The sequence below is a fragment of the Mycobacterium talmoniae genome (assembly GCF_001854525.1).
Taxonomy (GTDB): Bacteria; Actinomycetota; Actinomycetes; order Mycobacteriales; family Mycobacteriaceae; genus Mycobacterium; species Mycobacterium talmoniae.
In genome coordinates this window covers 1-23,400 of record NZ_MLQM01000072.1, presented here as the reverse complement: position 1 = coordinate 23,400, position 23,400 = coordinate 1, and the positions used below count along the sequence as shown (strand labels likewise).

Below are 23,400 nucleotides of genomic sequence, written 5' to 3'. Positions count from 1 at the left end.
CCAGCCCACCACCCCCCACGCACCCCCCACGCCACCCCCCACACCCACCCCCGTCGGACTCACCCACCTGTGAGCGGGCCGGCGCTCGGAGTAGGGACAAGACAAGCCCCACACCCCGCCGCGGCCCGCGGGGAGTACTGATCCACGTGCGAGCGGGCGCCGGGCAAGCCAACGGCCCGGCCGCCGCCGATCACCAGCTCCCCGACCTCGCCGTAGCCCACCGGGGCACCGTCGGCGTCGACGACGGCCAAATCCCAGCCCGGCAGCGGCATCCCGATCCGCACCGGCCCGGTGCCGCCCAGCCTGGCCGCGCAGGCCACCACGGTGGTCTCGGTCGGCCCGTAGGTGTTCCACACCTCCCGGCCGTCGACCGCCAGCCGCTCGGCCAGCTCGGGTGGGCAGGCCTCACCGCCGAAGATCAGCAGCCGCACCGCTTCCAGCGCCTCGGCCGGCCACAGCGCCGCCAGGGTCGGCACCGTCGACACCACGGTCACGTCCCGGGCCACCAGCCACGGACCCAGGTCCACGCCGCTGCGCACCAGCGACCGCGGGGCGGGCACCAGGCAGGCGCCGTGCCGCCACGCCAGCCACATCTCCTCGCAGGACGCGTCGAAGGCCACCGACAGGCCGGCCAGTACCCGGTCGCCGGGTCCGATCGGCTGGTGCTGGCAGAACAGCTGCGCCTCGGCGTCGACGAACGCGGCCGCGTTGCGGTGGGTGATGGCCACCCCCTTGGGGGTGCCGGTGGACCCGGAGGTGAAGATGATCCACGCGTCGTCGCGGCTCAGCGGCGCCGTGGCGCGCCAGCCCCGCGACGAGCCGGGCCCGCGCACCAGCCCCTGCTCGGTGATCACCGCGGTCACCTGCGCCTCGGTGAACACCAGCTCGGCGCGCTCGACGGGGTCGTCGGCGTCGACGGGCACGTAGGCCGCGCCGGCCGCCAGCACCGCCAGGATCGCCATGTACAGCGCGTAGCTGCCCGACGGCATCCGGATACCGATCCGGTCGCCGCGGCCGATGCCGCGCGCGGCCAGCCACGCGACGCTCTCCTCGATGTCGGCGATCAACTCGGCGTAGGTCAACACCACGCTGCCGTCGTCGATCGCGGCGGCGTCGGGGTAGCGGGCGGCGGTGGCGTGCAGGATGTCGATCAGGGTGCGCGGCTGCGGAGCCGATGACGAGCGCAGGTACTGCGCGGGGACCTCCGGTGTCGGCACGCCTGTAGAAACTACCCAGCAGACGCGGAGTCGGCTCAGCAGCACGCCGCGCCGCGATATGGCAGACTCGACGGGCGGAGGGGAGTATTCCTTCGCCGCGGTGTCGTCATCACGTCGACCATCAGGGGACGACCGGTACCGCGGGCCGTTTTCGGCGGAAGAGACCTCCGGCGTTCTCGTGACGGCCGGAGGTTTTGGTCACTTGCAGAAGTTGTTGCCGCTGCGCGCGGTCGAAAAGGGATTCCAAGCAGCCGCGGGGGCGGTGGGCGCGGTCGCCGTGGCCAGCGTCGACCTCGCCACGATGCCGCTGCGCGAAGGCGCCAAACTGCTCTCCGGTGAGGCGTCCGTGTCGTCGCTGGCCCGGCGCTGTTGGCGCGGCGATAGCCGCGCCTGGATCGAGGTCCGGGGCCTGAGCGGGCCCGACGGCGCCGAACGCGGGCGGGTGGTGATCGAGGCCCTGGCCGGACGCGCCGGCGTCACCTCGGTCAGCCTGAACCGTCCGCTGTCGCGGGTGGTGGTCGAACTCGACGGCGACCACGCACTGAGCGAGCTGTGCGCGGTGGTCGCCGACGCCGAAAAACAGGTCACCGGTTCGACCGCGGCCCACACCCGCAGCCTGCCCGGCGATGGCCTGCTGCTGGCCACCCGGGGCGCGCTGGTCGGGGTGAACGCGGTCGGGGTGGCCGTCGCGGTGGTGGGCCGAACGCTGCGGTTGCCGGCGGCGCCGGTCGCCGTCGACGCGGTCGCGGCGCTGGCGAACTACCAGCCGTGGGTGCGTCGGCTGCTCGAGGACCGGATCGGGGCCGGGGCGACCGATACCGTGCTGTCGCTGGTCTCGGCCACCGCGCACATCGCCACCCTGTCGCCGTTCACCCTGTCGGTGGACCTGGCGACGCACGGCCTCAAGGCCGCCGAGGTCCGCGCCGCCGCGCAGGCGTGGAGCCGCCACGAACCGCAGCTGGCTCGGCACGCCGACCACCCCGACTTCCACCAGGTGTCGCGCCCGGTGCCAGCACCGGCGGGGCCGGCGGAGCGCCACGGCCAGCGGGTGGCGTTCGTGCAGGCGGTCGGCGCCGGCCTGGTCGGTGTCCTCACCCGCAACGTCGCCATGGCGTCGTCCGCGGCGACGGTGACCGCGCCCAAAGCGCTGCGCACCACTAGGGAGTCGTTCGCCGCCACGCTCGGGCAGGGGCTCGCCGATGAGTACGCGATCCTGCCGTTGCGGCCGGACGCCTTGCGGCGTCTCGACAAGGTCGACGCGATCCTGATCGACCCCCGCGTGTTGTGTGACGAGACGTTGCGGGTGGTGTCGGTGCGCGGTGCCGGCGACCACCAGCTGTCGGCGGCCTGGGAAAAGGCGCAGAACCTGCTCGACAAGCCCGGCCTGAAACCGGGCTGGCACCGGATCCCGCGGATGCGTGGCGCCGGTTCCAACGGCTCCGGTCCCGACGCCGCCGTGGAGGCGCTGATCGCGCCCGCACACCACCGGCTGGCGGCCGAGGTGCTGGCCCAGGCCCGAGCGTCCGGGTCGACGCTGGTGTCGGTGGACGGCGACGCCCTCGGGGAGCTGCGGACCGCATTCGACGAGGTCCGGGACATCGACGGCGGGCTGGATGACGCCCTGGCCGCCGCGGTGGCCGACCTGCAGCGGGACGGCCGCACCGTCGCGGTGTTATCGGCGGTCGCCGGGCACGCGCTGGCCGGTGCGGACGTGGCGCTGGGCGTCCTGCCCTCCGACGACAGCGCACCACCGTGGCAGGCGGATCTGATGCTGCCCGACCTGGCCGGTGCGTGGCAGGTGCTGCGCGCCCTGCCCGCCGCCCGGACAGCCAGCCAGCGCGGCATCACGTTATCGGCCAGCGCCTCGGCGTTGGGCGCGGTGCTGATGGTGCCCGGCATCCGGCTGCGGCAGGGCCGGGGCCCCGGCCCGGTGACCCTCGGCGCCGCCGCCGGGCTGCTGTCGGGATATCTGCTGGCCCGCCGGGTCGTCCGCACCCCCGCCCCCCGACCCGCGCCCGCCTACGAGTGGCACGCGATGTCGGTCGAGCAGGTGCGTGCGGTGTTGCCGCCGCCGGACTCCGACGCACCGGCCGGGGCGACGGTCGGGGCGCAATCACCGCACGCGCTCTGGCAGTTCGCCAAGGCCGTCCGCGCCGAGCTGTCCGATCCACTGACCCCGATCATGGCGGTGGGTTCGGCGGCCACCGCGATCTTGGGTTCCCCGATCGATGCGGTGATGGTCGGATTCGTCTTGATCGGCAACGCCATGCTGGCCGCCGGTCAGCAGATGCGGGCCGAGAATCGGCTGAACGTGCTGCTGGCGCAACAAACCCCGCTGGCCCGCAAGGTCACCGACGAGACGTACACCGAGGTGATGGCCGAGCAGCTGCAACCCGGCGACGTGATCGAGGTGCGCAGCAACGAGGTGGTGCCGGCCGACGCCCGGATCATCGAGGCCATCGACCTGGAGGTCGACGAATCGTCGCTGACCGGTGAATCGCTGTCGGTGGACAAACAAACCGAGTCGACGCCGGGCGCCGAACTGGCCGAGCGGAGCTGCATGCTCTACGCGGGCACCACCGTGGTGGCCGGGACCGCGGTCGCGCTGGTCACCGCCGTCGGGCCGGACACCCAGACGCGTCGGGCGGCCGAACTGGCCTCCGGCGACCTGCCGGTCGTCGGGCTGCAGCACCAGCTCAGCAAGCTGATGTACCGGGCCTTCCCGGTCAGCGCGGGCGGTGGGGTGCTGGTCGGCGCGCTGGGCTTGTTGCGCGGCGGCGGGCTGCGCCAGGCCCTCGGTGATGCGATCGCGATCGCGGTGGCGGCGGTGCCGGAGGGGATGCCGCTGATGGCGACGCTGGCGCAGTACGCCTCGGCGCGGCGCCTGACCGGGACCGGCGCGCTGGTGCGCGTCCCGCGGTCGGTGGAGGCGCTCGGCCGCATCGATGTGGTCTGTTTCGACAAGACCGGCACGCTCAGCGAGAACCGGCTGCGGGTGACCCAGGTGCACCCGGTGGCCGGACACACCGACGACGACGTGCTGCGCTGCGCGGTGCACGCCGCGCCGGCGCCCGAGGGCACCGCACACGCCCACGCCACCGACCAGGCCATCATCGAAGCGGCGGCGAAGGCGGTCGCCGGAACGTCGCGACCCCAACCGGACGCGCATCTGCCGTTCCGGTCCGGCCGGGCGTTCTCGGCGTCGGTGACCGGTGCGGAGCTGACGATCAAGGGGGCACCGGAAGTGGTGCTGGCCGCCTGCGACGACGCCGGCGCCGCCGGCGACACCGTGCCCGAGTTGGCGGCTTCCGGTCTGCGGGTCATCGCGGTGGCCCGCCGCACCCTGACCGCCGCGCAGATGCGGTCACTTCGCGACGACCCGGACAGCATCACCGACTTGTGCGGTGCCGGGCTGTCGTTGACCGGGTTCCTCGGCATCGCCGACACCCCGCGGGAAGCGGCGCCGCAGCTGCTCGCCGACCTGGCCGACCGTGGCGTGGACATCCGGCTGATCACCGGCGATCACCCGGTGACCGCCACCGCGATCGCCGCCGAGCTGGGCGTGTCGGTCGACGCCGACGAGGTCATCACCGGGTCGGAATGGAATGCGCTGTCCCGCAAAGACCAGGAACGGGTGGTGTGCGAGCGGGTGATCTTCGCCCGGATGTCGCCGGAAAACAAGGTGCAGATCGTGCAGACCCTGGAGCGGGCCGGGCGGGTGTGCGCCATGGTCGGCGACGGCGCCAACGACGCGGCCGCGATCCGGGTCGCGACCGTGGGGATCGGTGTGGTGGCGCGCGGCAGCGACTCGGCGCACACCATCGCCGATGTGGTGCTGACCGACGGCCGCATCGGCGCGCTGGTCGACGCCATCGACGAGGGACGCCGACTGTGGCGCGGCGTGCAGGCGGCGGTGTCCGGGCTGCTCGGCGGCAACGCCGGCGAGGTGATCTTCGCCGTCATCGGCACCGCGCTCACCGGAACCTCACCGTTGAACACCCGCCAGCTGCTGCTGATGAACACGTTGACCGACGCGCTGCCGGCCACCGCGGTGGCGGTCAGCACCCCGCGCGGGCCGGTGCAGCGGGTCGGGCACGGCATCGACGAACGCCGGCTGTGGCGTGCGGTCGGGGTCCGCGGGGCGATCACGGCCGCCGCCGCCACCACGGCGTGGGGGATGGCCTCGGTGACCGGGCGCCCGCAACGCGCCGCCACGGTGGCGCTGATCGCGCTGGTCTCGGTGGAGCTGGGCCAAACCCTGGTGGACTCGCATGCGCCGCTGGTGGTGCTCACCGCCGCCGGCTCGTTTGCCGCCTTCGCGCTCATGGTCAGCACACCGGGGGTCAGCCAGTTGCTCGGCTGTACACCGGTGGGCCCAGTGGGGTGGGCGCAAGCGCTGGGGCCGGCTGCCGCCGCGACGGCGGCGGTGGCGGCCACGACTCACCTGTCGGATCGTCGGCGGGAGCTTCCGGTGCCCGCGTCTCCAGAATCTCCAGCACCCCGGCCCGCCACAGCAGCGCGTACACCTCGTGCAGCGGCACCGCCAACAGCCGCGTCGTCGCGGAAATCAGCAGATCGTCAAATGCAGTTGGCGTCCACATAGCCCCCACGGTGCTGGGTGCGCCCGGCATCGCGGTGACGGTCGCGTTACCGCGGGGCAAATGGTGGCGGAAAACCAAACCGCCGCCGCACCGGCTGAATCGTCCACGGCCACGTGACCTGAGACACTGAACGCCAGAGGGGAGCATTCAACCACCGCGGTGCGTCACCCGACGTGATGGGCTGATCACCGGTGTGCGCGGCTGCATAACAGGCCCCTGTGGTGTTCACCCGACGACCGGAGGCCCCGCCGTTGCACCTATCGCTGGTGGAGTGGACCGTCACCCTGGCGGTCACGGTTTCGGTCCTGCTGTTCGACGTGCTGGTGATCGCCCGCCGTCCACGCGAACCTTCCGTGCGGGAATGCGCCATCGCGCTGTCGGGCTATGTGCTGCTGGCCGCGCTGTTCGGGATCTGGATCTGGTTTGGCCACGGCGCCCGGTTCGGGATGCAGTTCTTCGCCGGTTGGCTCACCGAATACAGCCTGTCCATCGACAACCTGTTCGTCTTCGTCCTTGTCATGGCCAGCTTCAACGTGCCCAAGCGCTATCAGCAAGAAGTGCTGTTCGTCGGCATCGTGCTCGCCCTGGTTTTCCGTGGCGTCTTCATCACGCTCGGCGCGGTGGCCATCCAGAAGGTGTCGTGGACCTTCTACCTATTCGGTGCATTCATCATCTGGGCTGCATTTCGGTTGGTCCTCGGCGGTGCGCAGGACAGCGACGGAGACAACACGGTGGTGCGGTTCGCCCGCACCTACCTGAACACCACCGACAAGTGGGACGGCCTCAAGCTGTACATCAAAAACGGCACCAAACGAGCCATGACACCGATGTTTTTCGTCGTCCTGGCATTGGCCACCACCGACCTGATGTTCGCGCTGGACTCCATTCCGGCGATCTTCGGACTGACCAGACAGCCGTATTTGGTGTTCACCGCAAACGTCTTGGCGCTGATGGGTCTCCGACAGTTGTACTTCCTGCTGGGCGGCATGCTGACCCGGTTGGTATATCTGTCTCGCGGCCTCGCCGTCATCCTGCTGTTCATCGGGGTGAAGATGATCCTGCAGGCGTTGAATCAAAACGAGTTGCCGTTTCTCAACGGTGGTAGGCCATTCGACGTGCCCAAGATTTCCACCGCGCTCAGCCTGCTGGTCATCGTGGCGATTCTCCTGGTCACCACCGTCGCCAGCCTGTACAAAACGTCTGGCACGAACAGTCGCAAAAGTCCCTGAAACGCAGCAGCTGTCCGACCGGTCGGGTCGACCAATCCCCGTTTTGAGCGCCGAGATTGCGGTGACGGCGCCGAGACTGCGCTGGTGGCATCGACACTGCGCTGACGGCATCGAGTCTGCGCTGACGGCATCGACACTGCGGTGGTGGCATCGAGTCTGCGGTGAGGGCATCGAGCCTGCGGTGGTGGCACCGAGACTGCGCTGACGGCCTCGACCCTGCGGTGAGGCCGTGTTTTCCCGGCGATAGTGGGCCTGAGCGCAGGCTCGACGCCGTGGACGCGGGCTCGGTGCCTTGAGCGCAGTCTCGACGCCGTGGACGCGGGCTCGGTGCCTTGAGCGCAGGCTCGACGCCGTGGACGCGGGCTCGGTGCCGTGAGCGCAGGCTCGACGCCGTGGACGCAGGCTCGGTGCCCTAGATGCAGTCTCGACGCGACAACCCCGCCGGCGAGCCCCCGCGGACCGGCCTTAGTGGGCGGCGGTTTTGAACCGCTCCACCGAGCGCTGCACCTCGGCCTCGGCCTCGGCGCGGCCCACCCAGTCGGCGGCCTTGACGAACTTGCCCGGCTCCAGGTCCTTGTAGTGCACAAAGAAGTGCTTGATCGCGTCGAGCTCGAACTCGGGCACGTCGCCGATGTCGTTGATGTGGTCCCAGCGGTGATCCCCGGCCGGCACGCACAGCACCTTGTCGTCGCCGCCGGCCTCGTCGACCATCTTGAACATGCCCACCGGCCGCGCCTCCACCAGCACACCGGGGAACACCGACTGCGGCAGCAGCACCAACGCGTCGAGTGGGTCGCCGTCCTCGCCGAGGGTGTCTTCGATGAAGCCGTAATCGGTGGGGTAGGCCATCGGCGTGTACAGGTAGCGGTCCAACCGAACCCGGCCGGTCTCGTGATCGACTTCGTATTTGTTGCGCTGACCCTTCGGGATCTCGATGGTCACGTCGAATTGCACCGTGTCGGCTCCTTCTCCCAGTGCTGGGTCAGTCTGATCGTTGGCTCCGCGCCGGAGGCCCACCTTAACCGAGCGATACGCTGCAACTAAACAGTTACCGGCCGCACCCGGTCGGTTTGGGGGCTGGTCAGCAACAACCGGGCCAGGGAAATCAGGAGGGTCATGCGTCCGACGCGGTGGGCGAGATCCACGCACCTGCTGGTCGGGGTGACCGTGCTGGCGTTGGTCGGCGCGGTGCTCGCGGCGGCCGCCCTGTTCAACACCGGGCACAGCACCGACGCCCAAACCGCGCCGACACCGCCGGCGGCGGTCGCCGACCCCGGGGTGGTGCCGGTGGCCGACACCGCGCCGGCGCCGACGTCCGACGGGCTGCGGGCCGCGCTGGCGCCGACGGTGGCCAACCCGGACCTGGGCCGGCTGGGCGGTCGGATCACCGACGCGGCGTCCGGCAGCCAGCTGTGGTCGCAAACCGACGGCCTGCCCATGCAGCCGGCGTCGACCAACAAGGTGCTGACCTCGGCGGCGGCGCTGCTGACCCTGGACCGCAACGCCCGGGTCACCACCAAGGTGGTGGCCGCCGCCCAGCCCGGGGTGGTGGTGCTGGTCGGCGGCGGCGACCCGACCCTGTCGGCCGCACCGGCCGGGCAGGACACCTGGTATCGGGGCTCGGCCCGGATCAGCGACCTGGCCGACCAGGTGCGGCGCAGCGGCGCCCCGGTGACCGCCGTGCAGGTGGACACCACGTTGTTCAGCGGTCCGGCGATGGCGCCGGGCTGGGACCCGTCGGACATCGACGGCGGCGACATCGCCCCGATCGAATCGGTGATGCTCGACGCCGGGCGGATCCAGCCCACCACGGTGGAATCCCGCCGGTCGTTGACCCCGGCGCTGGACGCCGGGCGGGCGCTCGCCACCGCCCTGGGGGTGGACCCCCGCGCGGTCACCCTGACCGGCGCGCCGGCGGATGCTCGGGAGCTGGCCTCAGTGCAGTCGGCCCCGCTGATTCAGCGGCTCAACGACATGATGAACGCCTCCGACAATGTGATGGCCGAATGCATCGGCCGTGAGGTGGCCGCCGCGCTGCACCGCCCGCGGTCGTTCACCGGGGCGGTCGGCGCGGTGACCGAGCAGCTGCGCACCGCCCACATCGACACCAGCGGCGCGGCCCTGATGGATTCCAGCGGGTTGTCGGTCGATGACCGGTTGACCGCCAAAACCCTGGACGGGGTGGTGCAGGCCGCCGCCGGCCCGGATCAGCCGTCGCTGCGCCCGCTGCTGGATCTGCTGCCGGTCGCCGGCGGCAGCGGCACCCTGTCCGACCGGTTCCTCGACCCCGGCACCGACCAAGGCCCGGCCGGCTGGTTGCGGGCCAAAACCGGGTCGCTGACCCACACCAACGCGCTGGCCGGGGTGGTCACCGACCACGACGGGCGGGTGCTGACCTTCGCCCTGATCTCCAACGACGCCGGCCCGACCGGTCGCACCGCGATCGACGCCGTGGCCGCCACCCTGCGAACCTGCGGCTGCCGATGACCTCCTCCGAGCTGACCGTCGGGCGCGCGGTGGACTGGCGATTCGCCGCCACGGTCGGGGGATGGCTGGCCCGGCCGGCCCCGCCCACCACCGACTACACCCGCCGCCAGGTGATCGACGAGCTGGCCAACGCCGCCAAGGCCGCCGAACCGCTGGTGCGGGAGGTGACCGGGCTGGGCGCCCGCGGTGCGGTGCCGGACGCGCGCATCGTGGACCGCGGCCAGTGGATCGCCGCGGCCGCCGAGTCGATGCGGGTGATGACCGGCGGCACCGACAAGCCGCGCGGCGTGGTGACCGCCCGCCTCACCGGGGCCCAGACCGGCGCGGTGCTGGCGTTCGTCGCCTCCGGCATCCTCGGCCAGTACGACCCGTTCAACGACGGGGGGTGTTTGCTGCTGGTGTATCCCAATGTCATTGCCGTGGAGCGGCAACTGCGGGTGCCGCCGGCCGAGTTCCGGTTGTGGGTGTGCCTGCACGAGGTGACCCACCGGGTGCAGTTCACCGCCAACCCGTGGCTGTCGGGCTACATGTCGGATGCGTTGGCGGTGCTGACCACCGAAAGCGGCGACGACGCCATGCAGGTGCTGGGTCGGCTCGCCGATTTCGTGCGGGGCCGCCGCGACGCCGCCCCGGGACAGCCCGACGCCCACACCGCCGGCATCCTGGGCCTGGTGCGGGCGGTGCAGTCCGCGCCGCAACGCGACGCGCTGGACCGGCTGCTGGTGCTGGGCACGCTGCTGGAAGGCCACGCCGACCACGTGATGGATGCCGTCGGCCCGGCGGCGGTGCCGTCGGTGGCGACCATCCGCCGCCGGTTCGATGAGCGGCGCCAACGCGACCAGCCCCCGCTGCAGCGGCTGTTGCGGGCGCTGCTGGGCATCGACGCCAAGATCAGCCAGTACACCCGCGGCAAGGCCTTCGTCGATCACGTGGTCGGCGAGGTCGGGATGGTCCGGTTCAACACCATCTGGTCGGGTCCCGACACGCTGCCGCTGCCCGCCGAGATCGAAGACCCGCAGCGGTGGATCGACCGGGTGCCGTAGACCAGCTGCGGGCGGCGGTGGCGGCGTTCGCCCAGACCTACCTGTCCGCCGCGCCGCGGTGGTGCGTGGGGCTGTCCGGGGGCCCGGACTCGTTGGCGTTGACCGCGGTGGCCGCCGGGATGTTGCCCACCACCGCGCTGGTCGTCGACCACGGCCTGCAGCCCGACTCCGCCGATGTCGCCGCCACCGCCGCCGACCAGGCGGTCGCGCTGGGCTGCGCCGACGCGCGGGTGCTGCGCGTGCGGGTCGGCACCGACGGCGGCCCGGAGGCGGTGGCCCGAGCGGCCCGCTACCGCGCGCTGGACGCGGCCCGCGGCGACGACCCGGTGCTGCTCGGGCACACCCTGGACGATCAGGCCGAGACGGTGCTGCTGGGCCTGGGCCGCGGGTCGGGGGCCCGGTCGCTGGCCGGGATGCGCCCGCACGACCCGCCGTGGTGTCGCCCGCTGCTGGCGGTGCGACGCGCCACCACCCACGCCGCCTGCGCCGAGCTGGGCCTGACCGCCTGGCGCGACCCGCACAACACCGACCGCCGGTTCACCCGCACCCGGCTGCGCACCGAGGTGCTGCCGCTGCTGGAGGACGTGCTGGGCGGCGGCGTCGCCGCGGCGCTGGCCCGCACCGCCACCGCGCTGCGCGAGGACACCGACCTGATCGACACGCTGGTGGCCCAGGCGCTGGCGGCGGCGGCCACCGGCGACGGACTGGACGCCGCGGCGCTGGCCGGGCTGCCCGGACCGATCCGCCGCGGCGCGATCCGCAGCTGGTTGCTGTCCGGCGGGGCGACCGGGCTGACCGACCAACAGATCCGCGGGGTGGACCGGTTGGTCACCGGGTGGCGCGGGCAGGGCGGGGTGGCGGTCGGCTCCGCGCTGCGCGGGCAGCGGCTCTTCGCCGGCCGGCGCGACGGGGTGCTGACCCTGCGTCACGAACCCGTCGACCGGGCGTGAAGCGGGCCGGCCCGTTGGTTGTTGGTGCCGCGGCATGGCACGCTGTCAGCGTGACGGCCGAGCTCTATCCCGGTGACATCAAATCGGTGCTGCTGACCGAGCAGCAGATCCAGGACCGCATCGCCGAACTCGGCGCCCAGATCGGCGAGGATTACCGCGCGGCCGCCGACGGCCAGGATCTGCTGCTGATCACCGTGCTCAAGGGTGCGGTCATGTTCGTCACCGACCTGGCCCGGGCCATCCCGCTGCCCACCCAGTTCGAGTTCATGGCGGTCAGCTCCTACGGCTCCTCGACGTCGTCGTCGGGGGTGGTGCGCATCCTCAAAGACCTCGACCGCGACATCAGCGACCGCGATGTGCTGATCGTCGAGGACGTGGTGGACTCCGGGCTGACGCTGTCCTGGCTGCTGCGCAACCTGGCCACCCGGGCGCCCCGGTCGGTGCGGGTGTGCACGCTGCTGCGCAAACCCGACGCGGCCCGCGCCAACGTCGACATCGCCTACGTGGGTTTCGACATCCCTAACGAGTTCGTGGTCGGCTACGGCCTGGACTACATCGAGCGCTACCGCGACCTGCCTTACATCGGCACCCTGGATCCGCGGGTCTACCAGTGTTGAGCCGCTAAGCCAGCTCCCACACCGCGGTCACCGCAAAGCTCACCGTCTGCTGGCCGGGTTCCACCGGCACGTCGGCGGCCATCGCCCGCGGCATCGGCGTCGGGGACGGCGGCGTCCCGCCGGGTTGTTCCGAGATCGAGATCACCCGGCCCAGTTTGAGGCCGGACAGCTGCGCATACTGCTCGGCGCGGGCCTTGGCGTCGTTGAAGGCGCGGCTGCGGGCGTCGCGCACCAGTTTGGAGTCGTCTTCGATGGAGTAGCGCACCGCGTTGATGCGGGTGGCGTCGCCGCCGGTGTTGACGATGATGGCCAGCACCCGCGACGCCAAGTCCAGCTGCCGGATGGTCACCTTGATCGCGTTGCTGGCCCGGTACCCGGCGATGGTGGACGCCGCACCCTCGGGGTTGGCGTACTGCGGCTGCAAACTGACCTGGGTGGTGGCGATGTCCTTGCGGTCCACGCCGGCATCGGTCAGCGCGTCGATGACCGCCTGCTGCCGTTCGCTGGTCTGGTTCATCGCGGTGGTGACATCGGGTGCGGTGAACTCGATCCCGACGTCGGCGGTGAGCGTGTCCGGCGCGCCCTGCACCTGACCGGAGCCCACCACCGTCACCTGCCGCGGATGGTCCCCGACCGGCCCGGGGCCAGCGGAGTCGCACGCCGACACCGTCGCGGTGGCCAGGCCGAGGGCGGCCACCGCGATCCACCGGCGGACAAAGACGTTGGCGCTCCGTGCGATCGGCATGGATGGCACCCTAACGCGTTTGCGACCGCGACCGCGACGGGTGCGGCACACTGGGCGCATGACCGTCACTCCGCCCCGGGCGCTTGCCCTGGCGCTCGAACCGTTCGCCGGGCAGGTGTACTTCGCCCCGGAATGCCACCGCGGCTATCACGCGCTCGGGTTCAATCCCAGCCCCGGCAAGGCCGGCGAGGTGGAAATGCCCGACGGCACGGCCTATTTCTGCAGTCGCGGTTCGCTGTTGGGGCAGGTGCCCGGCGAGGTGATCGCCGCGGCCTTCGCGGTGTTCAACCCGGCCGTCGTGATCCCGGCGGTCACCCACGGCTGGGGCCTGACCGACGCCAAAGCGGTGTGCCGGGTGCGCACCGACGGCGCGGTGGCCCAGCTGCACCGGGTGTTGGGCGCCGACCCCGACGGTGTCGACCGGGTGGTGGCACTGCTGCGGCGCGCCACCGATCCCCTGCCGTTGGCGGGTAAGCCGCTGTTCGCCGGCCTGGTCGCGTTAGGTCTGCCCGGTGAGCCGCTGGCCGACGCCTGGCGGCTGGCCGACCAGCTGCGCGAGTACCGCGGCGACGTACACATAAACGTCTGGAGCACAGCCGGTTTCGACGGCACCGAGATCGGGTTGATCACCGAACTGTACTGGGGGATGCCGCTGCGCAGCTATATCCGCACCCGGGCCTGGAGCGACGACGACCTCGCCGCGGCCGAGGACCGGCTGGCCGCCCGCGGGCTGATCCGCGACGGGGCGTTCACCGACGCCGGGCGGGCCGTGCGCGAGGCGATCGAGGTGGCCACCGACAACGCCTGCGCCCCGATCGTCGACGCGCTCGGGGACGACCTGGGCGAGTTGATCGACCTGATCGGCGGGTGGTCGCGCCGGCTGCAAGCCGCCGGCGGCTATCCCGCGTCGGGCCCGCACGACCTGGCGGCGGCCGCCGACCACTGGCAGCGCCCTACGGGGTGACCAGGATTTTGCAGTGCCGTTCCGGGTCGGCTAGGTCGTCGAACGCCGCGCCCACCCGATCCAGGCCGACCTCCCCGGTGATCAGCGGCGTGACGTCGATGTCGCCGTCGGCCAGGGCGCGCAGCGACTCGGCGAATTCGTCCGGGTCGTAGCCGAGCACGAACTGCAGGTTGATCTGCTTGGCGATGGCGAAAAACGGGTGCACGGTGTCGGGTTGCATGCACACCCCGGCGACGACGACCCGGCAGCCCACCGGGGCGCGGCGCAGCACGTCGTCGATGATGCCGGGCACCCCGACCGCCTCGAAGACCACCGCGGGGTGCACCGTGTCGAACGGTGAGCCGGCGGCCGGATCGAGCACCCGATGCGCCCCCATGGCCGTCGCGAGGTCCCGCCGCTTCGGGGAAAAATCAGCGGCGACAATGTTTTCCACGCCGGCATTGCGCAGCGCCGCGATGATGGCGATGCCGATCGGTCCGCAGCCGACCACCAGCGCGGTGTCGCCGCGGCCGACGCCCGACTTGTTGACCGCGTGCAGCCCGACCGCCATCGGCTCGGTCAGCGCGGCGTGCCGCGGATCCAGCCCGTTGGGGATGGCCAACAGTAGCGGCGCGGACAGCAGCATCCGCTCGGCGTAGCCGCCGATGGTGGTGTTGGAGTAGATGATCGGCTCCATGCCGGTGGCCGACACCAGGACCGGCAGCGAGGTCACCAGGGTGCCCGGCGGATGGGTGTCGGTGTCCGGCCCGGCCTCGATCACCTCGGCGGCGAACTCGTGACCCATGAACACGTCACCGGCCAAATCGACCCCGGCACCGGGATCCACCGGCATCCCAGCCATTTGCTGGGTCAACGCCAGCATCTCCGCGCCGTGCGCGGCGAAATGCAGGTCCGATCCGCAGATCCCGCAGGCCCGCACCCCGACCAGCACCTGTCCCGGACCGGGCACCGGCTCGGGCACGTCGTCGCGGCACACCATCCGCCCGTCGCGCAACACCGCGGCGCGCATCAGCGCTGCTCCTTGGCCAGTTCGTCGGTGTGTTCGCCGACGGCTTTCATGATCGCCTCCCCGGCCCGGCCGAACAGCGCATCCCGCATGCCCTTGGCCCAGTCATGGGAGGCCCGCGCCGCGGTCAGCTGCCCGGTGAAATGCGGAATCACTTTGCGGGCGAACAGCTCATAGGAGTGGTAGGTGGCCGACGGCGCCGCCCAGTCGTGGCCGAGCAGCAGCAGGGTGCCGAATCCGCCGGAGCGGTCCAGCAGGTCGGTGATGTAGGCGATCGCGTCGTCGGGGGTGCCGATACAGCAGTTGCCGGTCGCCGCGTAGGCCTCGACGAACTCCCGCGGCGTCTGCGGGGACCCTTCCACCTCGCTGGCCAGCGGGACGAACCCCGCCGCACCGAAGTAGTCGGCGAAATCCTGCAGCCCGTAGGTGCAGTCCTCGATGGCCTGCTCCCGGGTGTCGGCCAGGTGCATGATGCCCAGCACCCGCCAGTCGGCCCGGTCCGGTTCGTCCCGGCCGGCCTTGGCCGCCTGCTCACGCACCACCTCCCACGCCGTCTCCAACGCCGCAAACCCGCCGGGCACCGACATCGACAACGACAGCAGCGAGGTGCCCAGCGCCCCGGCCAGCCGCGGCCCGGACGGGGAAATCATTGCCGCGGTGGAGATTTCCGGATACGGGTGGGTGTAGGGCCGGATGTGCAGCGCGGCGTCGCGCAGCGTGAACCAGTCCGAGTGGCGGTCGATGCGTTCGTCGGGCGCGGCCCGAAACAGCGCCAGGATCGCCTCCAAGGATTCCTGCATCATCCGGCGCTGCTCGACCGGGTCGATGCCCATCATGTAGGCGTCCGATGGCAGCGCCCCCGGCCCGGTGCCGAACATCACCCGGCCCCGGGTCAGATGATCCAGCAGCACCCAGCGGTCGGCCACCATCAGCGGGTGGTGGTACGGCAGCGACACCACCCCGGTGCCCAGCCGGATGTGTTTGGTGCGTTCGGCGGCCGCCGCGATGAACACCTCCGGGCAGGCGATCAATTCGTAGCCGCCGGAATGGTGTTCGCCGAACCAGGCCTCGTCGAACCCGAGCCGGTCCAGGGCGACCACCCGCTCCAGGTCGTATTCCAGCGCCACCGTGGGGGATTGGCCGATCGGGTGAAACGGGGTGATGAACACCCCGAACCGCAGCGGCGCGCCCATCACTGCTCCGCCCCGGCCAGGAAGTCCAGCAACGCCGCGTTGACCTCGTCGGGGCGTTCCTGCTGCAGCCAGTGCCCGGCACCCTCGATCAGCACCTCCCGGTACGGGCCGGTGACCACCTCGGCGGCCCGGTCGCGGCGGGTGAACCCCAGCACCGGGTCGGCGGTGCCGGCCATAAACAACGCCGGCACGTCGGTGGTGGCGCCGGCGAGGTGGGCGGTGGTTTCCCAGTTGCGGTCGAAGTTGCGGTACCAGTTCAGCCCGCCGGTGAACCCGGTCCGGGCGAATTCGGCGATGTAGTGGTCGAGTTCGTCGGCGCGGATCCAGTCCGGCAGTCCGTCGGGTTCGGGCAGTCGGTCGATGAAGCCCTCCGGGCCGGGGGCGACCATCCGCATGCCCGCGCCCGCGTCGTCCGGGGGACGCAGGCCACCGATCATCCGGCGCATGGTCCGGGCCGGATCGCTGTCGAGTTCGGCGTCGGCGACGCCGGGCTGCTGGAAATACAGGATGTAGAAGAAGTTGTCCCCGATCATGCGCCGCCACGCCTCGGTCGGTCGCTGCTGGGGCCGCGGCGTCGGCGGGACGCTGAGTCCCGCCACCGCGGCCACCCGATCGGGGTGCAGCAGGGCGGCGTTCCACACCACCGGGGCGCCCCAGTCGTGCCCGACCCACACGGCGCGGTCCGCACCGACGTCGTCGAGCAGGCCGACCAGGTCGGCGGTCAGCGCGTGGATGTCGTAGGCCTCGATCGCCTCCGGCCGCGACGAGCCGCCGTAGCCGCGCTGGTCGGGGGCCAGCACGTGGTAGCCGGCCTCGGCGAGCACCGGGATCTGATGGCGCCAGGAAAACGCCAGTTCAGGGAAGCCGTGCGCGAGGATCACCACCGGCGCCCCGCGCTCACCGGCCTCGACCACCCGCAATTGCACGCCGTTGGTGTCGACTAACCGCTCGGTTGATGTGCCCACCATCACACCAAAGCACAGCCGCGCGCGGTCCGGAAAGACCCGCCGGGAACTGCCGGCCGTTATACGGGCGGTAGCCTGAAATACGTCCAGCTGCGCATATGGGAAGGACTTGGCCGAGTACGGCCGATGCTCGATGAACCGGAAAAACGTGATCCGCACCGTCACCGCGATCGGTGTCGTGCTGCTGCTCGGCTGGCTGTTCTTCTATATGAGCGACGACACCCGCGGGTACAAACCCGTGGACACCTCGGTGGCGCTCGCGCAGATCGACGCCGGCAATGTCGAAAGCGCGCAAATCGACGACCGCGAACAGCAGCTGCGGTTGAAGTTGAAGAGCTCCACCAAGGACACCGACGGTTCCGACAAGGTCATCACTAAATATCCGACCGGGTACGCGGTGCCGCTGTACGACGCGTTGAGCGGCAAGCACACCCAGATCAAAACGGTCGTCAACCAGGGCAGCATCCTGGGCTCGCTGGTGGTCTACCTGCTGCCGCTGCTGCTGCTGGTCGGGTTGTTCGTGATGTTCTCCCGGATGCAGGGCGGCGCCCGGATGGGCTTCGGCTTCGGCAAATCGCGGGCCAAGCAGCTCTCCAAGGACATGCCCAAAACCACCTTCGCCGACGTGGCCGGGGTCGACGAGGCGGTCGAGGAGCTCTACGAGATCAAGGACTTCCTGCAAAACCCGGCGCGGTATCAGGCGCTGGGCGCCAAGATCCCCAAGGGCGTGCTGCTGTACGGCCCACCGGGAACCGGCAAGACGCTGCTGGCCCGCGCGGTGGCCGGGGAGGCCGGGGTGCCGTTTTTCACCATCTCCGGCTCCGACTTCGTCGAGATGTTCGTCGGGGTGGGCGCCTCCCGGGTGCGTGACCTGTTCGAGCAGGCCAAGCAGAACAGCCCGTGCATCATCTTCGTCGACGAGATCGACGCCGTCGGCCGGCAGCGCGGCGCCGGGCTGGGCGGCGGCCACGACGAACGCGAGCAGACGCTGAACCAGCTGCTGGTCGAGATGGACGGGTTCGGGGAGCGCGCCGGGGTCATTTTGATCGCGGCCACCAACCGGCCCGACATTCTGGACCCGGCGCTGCTGCGCCCGGGCCGCTTTGACCGGCAAATTCCGGTGTCCAACCCGGATCTGGCCGGCCGCAAGGCGGTGCTGCGGGTGCACGCCAAGGGCAAGCCGATGGCGCCCGACGCGGACCTGGACGGGCTGGCCAAACGCACCGTGGGCATGTCCGGCGCCGACCTGGCCAACGTCATCAACGAGGCCGCGCTGCTGACCGCGCGGGAGAACGGCACCGTGATCACCGGGCCGGCGCTGGAAGAGGCGGTGGACCGGGTGATCGGCGGCCCGCGCCGCAAGGGCCGGGTGATCAGCGAGCTGGAGAAGAAGATCACCGCCTACCACGAGGGCGGCCACACCCTGGCGGCCTGGGCGATGCCCGACATCGAGCCGATCTACAAGGTCACCATCTTGGCTCGGGGCCGCACCGGCGGGCACGCGGTGTCGGTGCCCGAGGACGACAAGGGCCTGATGACCCGGTCGGAGATGATCGCGCGGCTGGTCTTCGCGATGGGTGGGCGGGCCGCCGAGGAACTGGTGTTCCGGGAGCCGACCACCGGTGCGGTGTCCGATATCGAGAAGGCCACCAAGATCGCCCGGTCGATGGTCACCGAATACGGCATGAGCGCCAAACTCGGTGCGGTCAAATACGGCACCGAGCACGGCGACCCGTTTTTGGGCCGCACCATGGGCACCCAGCCGGACTACAGCCACGAGGTGGCCCGCGGCATCGACGATGAGGTCCGCAAGCTGATCGAGGCCGCCCACACCGAGGCGTGGGAGATCCTCACCGAATACCGCGACGTGCTCGACACGTTGGCCGGCGAGCTGCTGGAGAAGGAGACCCTGCACCGCGCCGAGCTGGAAGCGATCTTCGCCGATGTGACCAAGCGGCCGCGGCTGACCATGTTCGACGACTTCGGTGGCCGCATCCCGTCGGACAAGCCGCCGATCAAAACCCCCGGTGAACTGGCCATCGAACGCGGCGAACCGTGGCCGCAGCCGGTGCCGGAGCCGGCGTTCAAGGCCGCGATCGCGCAGGCCACCCGGGAGGCTCAGGCCGCGCAGCCCGCCAACGGCGCCAACGGCTCCTACGGGGTGCCCGCCGCGCATCGACCCGGCACCGCACCGCAGGGCGGCACCCAGCCCGATTACGGCGCCCCGGCCGGCTGGCGCGCGCCGGGCTGGCCGCCGCAGCAGCCGCCGGGCTACTGGTACCCGCCGACACACTGGCCGCACCCGGCGCAGCACTACCCGGCCCAGCCGTATCCGCCCTACCAGCCGCAGCCCACGCCGGGGCAGGCCCCGCCGGCGGCCGGCGAGTCGCCCGACGAGCAGGACAACGACGCGAGTCGGCCCAACCCGCCGAACCACGGCTGAGAAAACGGAGGCTTGGATGGCTCAGCCGAATTCCCGCCCCATCGCGCCCGCCGGCCCGACGTTCGACCAGGACCGCGCCGAGGCGGCGATCCGCGAGTTGCTGTGTGCGGTCGGCGAGGACCCGGACCGGCAAGGCCTGGCCGAGACCCCCGCCCGGGTGGCCCGGGCCTACCGCGAGATGTTCGGCGGGCTGTACACCGACCCCGACGCCGTGCTGGAAACCACCTTCGACGAGCAGCACGACGAACTGGTGCTGGTCAAGGAGATCCCGCTGTACTCGGTGTGCGAACACCATCTGGTGGCGTTCCACGGTGTGGCGCATGTCGGCTACATCCCCGGCGACGACGGTCGGGTCACCGGGCTGTCGAAGATCGCCCGGGTGGTCGACCTGTACGCCAAGCGCCCCCAGGTGCAGGAACGGCTGACCGGTCAGATCGCCGACGCGATGACGCGCAAACTCGACCCGCGTGGCGTCATCGTCGTCATCGAGGCCGAACACCTGTGCATGTCGATGCGCGGGGTCCGCAAGCCGGGGGCGATCACCACCACCTCAGCGGTGCGGGGACTGTTCAAGACCGACGCCAGGTCGCGGTCCGAAGCGCTGGATCTCATTCTGCGGAAGTGAAGCCGACGCGAGTGCAGGTCATGGGGGTGGTGAACGTCACCGATGACTCGTTCTCGGACGGTGGACGCTATCTGGATGTCGAGCGTGCCGTCGACCATGGCCTGGCGTTGGCCGCCGAGGGCGCGTCGATCGTCGACGTCGGCGGCGAATCCACCCGGCCCGGCGCGGTCCGCATCGACCCGGCGGTGGAGACATCGCGCGTCCTGCCTGTAGTGAAAGCGCTTGCCTCCCAAGGCATTACCGTCAGCATCGACACCATGCATGCCGGTGTCGCCGAGGCGGCGCTGCGCAGCGGCGCCCAGATCGTCAACGACGTATCCGGTGGCCGCGCCGACCCGGCGATGGCCCCGCTGGTCGCGGAGTCGGGTGTGCCGTGGGTGCTGATGCATTGGCGGCCGGTGTCCGCCGCGGATCCGCACCGGGTTCCGCACTACGGTGACGTGGTGGCCGAGGTCTGCGCGGAATTGCTGGCCAGCGTCGATGAGGCGGTCGCCGCCGGCGTCGACCCGACCAAGCTGGTGATCGATCCCGGCCTGGGCTTCGCCAAGACCGGCCAACACAATTGGGCGTTGCTGCACGCGCTGCCGAAGCTGGTGGCCACCGGGGTGCCGGTGCTGGTCGGGGCCTCCCGTAAACGGTTCCTGGGCAAGCTGCTGGCCGGCCCCGACGGTGCGGTGCGCCCGCCGGACGGCCGCGAAACGGCGACCGCGGTGATCTCGGCGCTGGCCGCGCTGCACGGGGCCTGGGGCGTGCGGGTGCATGACGTGCGGGCCTCGGTCGACGCGCTGAAGGTGGTCGGGGCCTGGACCGCGGGAGGGACGGCCTGATGTCTGATCGAATCGAATTGCGCGGCTTGACTGTTCGCGGCCGACACGGAGTGTTCGAGCACGAACGCGTCAACGGGCAGGACTTCGTCGTCGATATCACCGTGTGGCTGGACTTCGCGGCCGCGGCCGCCAGCGACCAGCTGTCCGACACCTACGACTATGGGCTGCTGGCCGAGCGCGCCGCCGCGATCGTGGCCGGCCCGGCCCGCAACCTGATCGAAACCGTCGCCACCGAGATCGCCGAGGATGTGATGAACGACGACCGCGTGCACGCCGTCGAGGTCACCGTGCACAAGCCACAGGCCCCGATTCCACAAACCTTCACCGACGTGGCGGCGGTGGCCCGCCGGTCCCGCCGGTCCGGCCGCGGTGTGGTGATTCCCGCCGGAGGTGCCGATGTCTAAAGCGGTGCTGTCCATCGGATCCAACCTGGGCGACCGGATGGCCCGGCTGCAGTCGGTGGTCGACGGCCTCGGCGACGCCGTGCGGGCGGTGTCCGGGGTCTACGAAACCGATCCGTGGGGCGGGGTGGACCAGGGGCCATTCCTCAACGCGGTGCTGATCGTCGACGACCCGGCCCGCGACGGGCACGCCTGGCTGCACCGTGCCCACGAACTCGAGCAGGCCGCCGACCGGGTGCGGGGCCAGCGGTGGGGTCCGCGCACCCTGGACGTGGACCTGGTCAGTTGCTACGACACCGGAGACGGCCGCGACACCGAGATGTTTTCCCGCGACGACGGGCTGACCCTGCCGCACCCGTTGGCCCACCTGCGGGCGTTCGTGCTGGTGCCGTGGTTGGCGGTCGACCCGGACGCCCAGCTGACCGTGGCCGGGCAGCGACGGTCGGTGGCGGCGCTGCTGGCCGAGCTGGACCCGGCCGACCGGGACGGGGTGCGGCCGACCGCGCTGGCATTGCATACCGGCGCCGATCCGAGCGCGGACGGCTGATGGGCCCCACCCGCAAACGTGACCTGACGGCCGCGGCGGTGGCCGCCGCGGTGCTGGGTTATCCGCTGGTGGTGCTGTCCTACCGGTGGTTTCCGCCGATCACGGTGTGGACCGGGCTGTCGTTGCTGGTGGTCGCGGTCGTCGAGGCCGGGTGGGCGCGCTACGTCCGCAAGAAGATCGACGACGGGCAGGTCGGCGACGGGCCCGGCTGGCTGCATCCGCTGGCGGTGGCCCGCGCCCTGGTGGTGGCCAAGGCCTCCGCGTGGGTGGGGGCACCGGTGCTGGGCTGGTGGGTCGCGGTGCTGGCCTACCTGCTGCCGCGCCACGCGCTGCGCGTCCCCGGCCAGGACACTCCCGGCGCGGTGGTGGCCGCCGTCAGCGCGTTGGCGTTGGTGGTCGCCGCGTTGTGGCTCCAGCATTGCTGCAAATCCCCGCACGATCCGTCCGAGCCCGCCGGGGGCGCCGCACAATAGCTGAGCGGATCGGGCGAGAATCGCCGGAGCGCGGCGACACGCGGACTGACCTCGTGCAGGTACAGTCAGGCCAATGCGCGCCGACGACGACGCAGAGCGTAGCGAGGAGGAGGAGCGGCGCAGATGACTTCCGTTCTGTCCCGCGGCGCCCGGGTCCGGCGCGGCGGCCGCAGGCCGGGCTGGGTGCTCTTGACGGCGTTGCTGGTGCTCGCCATCGCGGCGAGCTCCGCGCTGGTTTTCACCAATCGCGTCGAGCTGCTGAAGCTCGCCGTCATCCTGGCCCTGTGGGCCGCGGTGGTTGCCGCCTTCGTCTCGGTGATCTATCGGCGGCAGAGCGATGTGGATCAAGCCCGGGCGCGTGACCTGAAACTGGTCTACGACCTGCAGTTAGACCGGGAAATCTCGGCCCGGCGGGAGTATGAGCTCACGGTGGAATCGCAGCTGCGCCGCGAGCTGGCCTCCGAGCTGCGGTCCCAGGCCGCCGACGAGGTTGCGGCGCTGCGGGCCGAGTTGGCGGCGCTGCGCACCAACCTGGAGATCCTGTTCGACACCGACCTCGAGCAGCGCCCGGCGCTGGAGACCGATCGCTCGACGGTGCGCGCCTACAGCGACTGGGACCGCGACGCCGAGCGGGGGCCGACCAGCCGGGTCACCAGCAGCCGCGTCGCGGCCATGCGCGCCGAAACCGCCGCCGGACGCACCGACCAGAACCCGATCATCGATGTGCCCGAGGTCCCCGACGCCGGCGACGGCTACGACACCGGATACCCGGCCGCCGAGACCTATGCACCCGCCGAGGAGTACGCCCGGCCGCCGCGCGGGTCGCACTGGCAGCGGCCCGAGGAGCCGGCCCGGGCCGCGGAGGCCCCCGGCTGGTCCCGCCGGGAGCGGCGTGAGCCCTATCCGCCGCCGCAGCGTCCCCGGCCCGAGCCGGCCCCGCCGCCGCGGCCCGAGCCGCCGCGCTACCAACCGTGGCCGCCGCCGCAGCCCGAGCCGCCGGCCCCCAAACCCGAGCCGGCACCACCGAAACCGGAGCCGCCGGCGGCCCAACCCGAGCCGCAGCCCGC

At 71.4% G+C, this 23,400-nt stretch carries 19 protein-coding genes and 2 pseudogenes; 14 read left to right on the top strand and 7 right to left on the bottom strand.

Annotated features, from left to right (window positions below):
• Positions 1-178 precede the first annotated feature (178 nt).
• A pseudogene (locus tag BKN37_RS14445) lies at positions 179-1,259 on the bottom strand (AMP-binding protein); the annotation flags it as partial.
• 172 nt (positions 1,260-1,431) lie between these two features.
• Between BKN37_RS14445 and BKN37_RS14440 the strand changes: the two are divergent.
• Positions 1,432-5,820, top strand: coding sequence for an HAD-IC family P-type ATPase (locus tag BKN37_RS14440; RefSeq protein ID WP_083341793.1), 4,389 nt, complete (start codon positions 1,432-1,434; stop codon positions 5,818-5,820).
• On the opposite strand, the pseudogene BKN37_RS30275 reads toward BKN37_RS14440, so the two are convergent.
• A pseudogene (locus BKN37_RS30275) lies at positions 5,744-5,965 on the bottom strand (hypothetical protein); the annotation flags it as partial. The gene BKN37_RS14440 and the pseudogene BKN37_RS30275 overlap by 77 nt on opposite strands.
• A gap of 104 nt (positions 5,966-6,069) precedes the next feature.
• Between BKN37_RS30275 and BKN37_RS14435 the strand changes: the two are divergent.
• Positions 6,070-7,047 carry a TerC/Alx family metal homeostasis membrane protein gene (locus BKN37_RS14435; RefSeq protein WP_071026991.1) on the top strand — a complete coding sequence of 326 codons (978 nt, stop codon included), beginning with the start codon at positions 6,070-6,072 and terminating at the stop codon, positions 7,045-7,047.
• Positions 7,048-7,512: 465 nt separating this feature from the next.
• Here BKN37_RS14435 and BKN37_RS14430 read toward each other — a convergent pair whose 3' ends face one another.
• Complete coding sequence (locus BKN37_RS14430) at positions 7,513-8,001, bottom strand: inorganic diphosphatase (RefSeq protein ID WP_071026973.1); 489 nt, start codon at positions 7,999-8,001, stop codon at positions 7,513-7,515.
• Positions 8,002-8,163: 162 nt separating this feature from the next.
• Here BKN37_RS14430 and dacB point away from each other — a divergent pair, with 162 nt between their 5' ends.
• The 4 genes from dacB to hpt are packed head-to-tail and all read left to right on the top strand — an operon-like array spanning position 8,164 to position 12,144.
• Positions 8,164-9,534: a D-alanyl-D-alanine carboxypeptidase/D-alanyl-D-alanine endopeptidase gene (gene dacB, locus BKN37_RS14425; RefSeq protein ID WP_083341792.1), complete on the top strand. Its 1,371-nt coding sequence runs from the start codon at positions 8,164-8,166 to the stop codon at positions 9,532-9,534.
• The gene (locus BKN37_RS14420) at positions 9,531-10,577 is read left to right on the top strand and encodes a zinc-dependent metalloprotease (RefSeq protein WP_071026971.1); all 1,047 of its coding nucleotides are present in this window, start codon (positions 9,531-9,533) and stop codon (positions 10,575-10,577) included. The genes dacB and BKN37_RS14420 overlap by 4 nt, the downstream gene beginning before the upstream one ends.
• The gene (tilS, locus tag BKN37_RS14415) at positions 10,556-11,527 is read left to right on the top strand and encodes a tRNA lysidine(34) synthetase TilS (protein ID WP_071026969.1); all 972 of its coding nucleotides are present in this window, start codon (positions 10,556-10,558) and stop codon (positions 11,525-11,527) included. The genes BKN37_RS14420 and tilS overlap by 22 nt, the downstream gene beginning before the upstream one ends.
• Positions 11,528-11,541: 14 nt before the next feature.
• Positions 11,542-12,144, top strand: coding sequence for a hypoxanthine phosphoribosyltransferase (gene hpt / locus BKN37_RS14410; protein WP_071026987.1), 603 nt, complete (start codon positions 11,542-11,544; stop codon positions 12,142-12,144).
• Positions 12,145-12,148: 4 nt separating this feature from the next.
• Here hpt and BKN37_RS14405 read toward each other — a convergent pair whose 3' ends face one another.
• A complete protein-coding gene (locus BKN37_RS14405; protein ID WP_071026967.1) occupies positions 12,149-12,889 on the bottom strand; it encodes an SIMPL domain-containing protein in 741 nt (246 codons plus the stop codon).
• Between the two features lie 58 nt (positions 12,890-12,947).
• On the opposite strand from BKN37_RS14405, the gene BKN37_RS14400 reads away from it, so the two are divergent.
• Positions 12,948-13,853, top strand: a complete 906-nt coding sequence (locus BKN37_RS14400; RefSeq protein ID WP_071026965.1) for an SCO6745 family protein — start codon at positions 12,948-12,950, stop codon at positions 13,851-13,853.
• Here BKN37_RS14400 and BKN37_RS14395 read toward each other — a convergent pair.
• From BKN37_RS14395 to BKN37_RS14385, 3 genes are read right to left on the bottom strand one after another with little or no spacing between them, the layout of a single operon-like run.
• The gene (locus tag BKN37_RS14395) at positions 13,843-14,862 is read right to left on the bottom strand and encodes a zinc-binding dehydrogenase (protein WP_071026963.1); all 1,020 of its coding nucleotides are present in this window, start codon (positions 14,860-14,862) and stop codon (positions 13,843-13,845) included. The two genes, BKN37_RS14400 and BKN37_RS14395, sit on opposite strands and share 11 nt — an antisense overlap.
• A complete protein-coding gene (locus BKN37_RS14390; RefSeq protein ID WP_071026961.1) occupies positions 14,862-16,052 on the bottom strand; it encodes an LLM class flavin-dependent oxidoreductase in 1,191 nt (396 codons plus the stop codon). Before BKN37_RS14390 ends, BKN37_RS14395 begins: the two co-directional genes overlap by 1 nt.
• Positions 16,052-17,017 (bottom strand): alpha/beta fold hydrolase, encoded by a 966-nt coding sequence (locus BKN37_RS14385; protein ID WP_095407097.1) that lies wholly within the window; start codon positions 17,015-17,017, stop codon positions 16,052-16,054. Before BKN37_RS14385 ends, BKN37_RS14390 begins: the two co-directional genes overlap by 1 nt.
• A 133-nt stretch (positions 17,018-17,150) precedes the next feature.
• On the opposite strand from BKN37_RS14385, the gene ftsH reads away from it, so the two are divergent.
• From ftsH to BKN37_RS14350, 7 genes are all read left to right on the top strand, one after another.
• Positions 17,151-19,460, top strand: a complete 2,310-nt coding sequence (gene ftsH / locus BKN37_RS14380) for an ATP-dependent zinc metalloprotease FtsH (RefSeq protein WP_071026959.1) — start codon at positions 17,151-17,153, stop codon at positions 19,458-19,460.
• A 16-nt stretch (positions 19,461-19,476) separates the two neighbouring features.
• Positions 19,477-20,085 carry a GTP cyclohydrolase I FolE gene (gene folE, locus BKN37_RS14375; RefSeq protein ID WP_071026957.1) on the top strand — a complete coding sequence of 203 codons (609 nt, stop codon included), beginning with the start codon at positions 19,477-19,479 and terminating at the stop codon, positions 20,083-20,085.
• Positions 20,082-20,912 carry a dihydropteroate synthase gene (gene folP, locus BKN37_RS14370; RefSeq protein ID WP_165618338.1) on the top strand — a complete coding sequence of 277 codons (831 nt, stop codon included), beginning with the start codon at positions 20,082-20,084 and terminating at the stop codon, positions 20,910-20,912. Before folE ends, folP begins: the two co-directional genes overlap by 4 nt.
• Positions 20,912-21,316: a dihydroneopterin aldolase gene (gene folB, locus BKN37_RS14365; protein WP_071026955.1), complete on the top strand. Its 405-nt coding sequence runs from the start codon at positions 20,912-20,914 to the stop codon at positions 21,314-21,316. Before folP ends, folB begins: the two co-directional genes overlap by 1 nt.
• Positions 21,309-21,860, top strand: coding sequence for a 2-amino-4-hydroxy-6-hydroxymethyldihydropteridine diphosphokinase (gene folK, locus BKN37_RS14360; RefSeq protein ID WP_071026980.1), 552 nt, complete (start codon positions 21,309-21,311; stop codon positions 21,858-21,860). The genes folB and folK overlap by 8 nt, the downstream gene beginning before the upstream one ends.
• On the top strand, positions 21,860-22,333 hold the full coding sequence (locus tag BKN37_RS14355) for a DUF3180 domain-containing protein (protein WP_071026953.1): 474 nt from the start codon (positions 21,860-21,862) through the stop codon (positions 22,331-22,333). The genes folK and BKN37_RS14355 overlap by 1 nt, the downstream gene beginning before the upstream one ends.
• 123 nt (positions 22,334-22,456) lie before the next feature.
• Positions 22,457-23,400: DUF6779 domain-containing protein (locus BKN37_RS14350; protein ID WP_071026951.1), on the top strand; the 944-nt coding region annotated here is incomplete at its 3' end.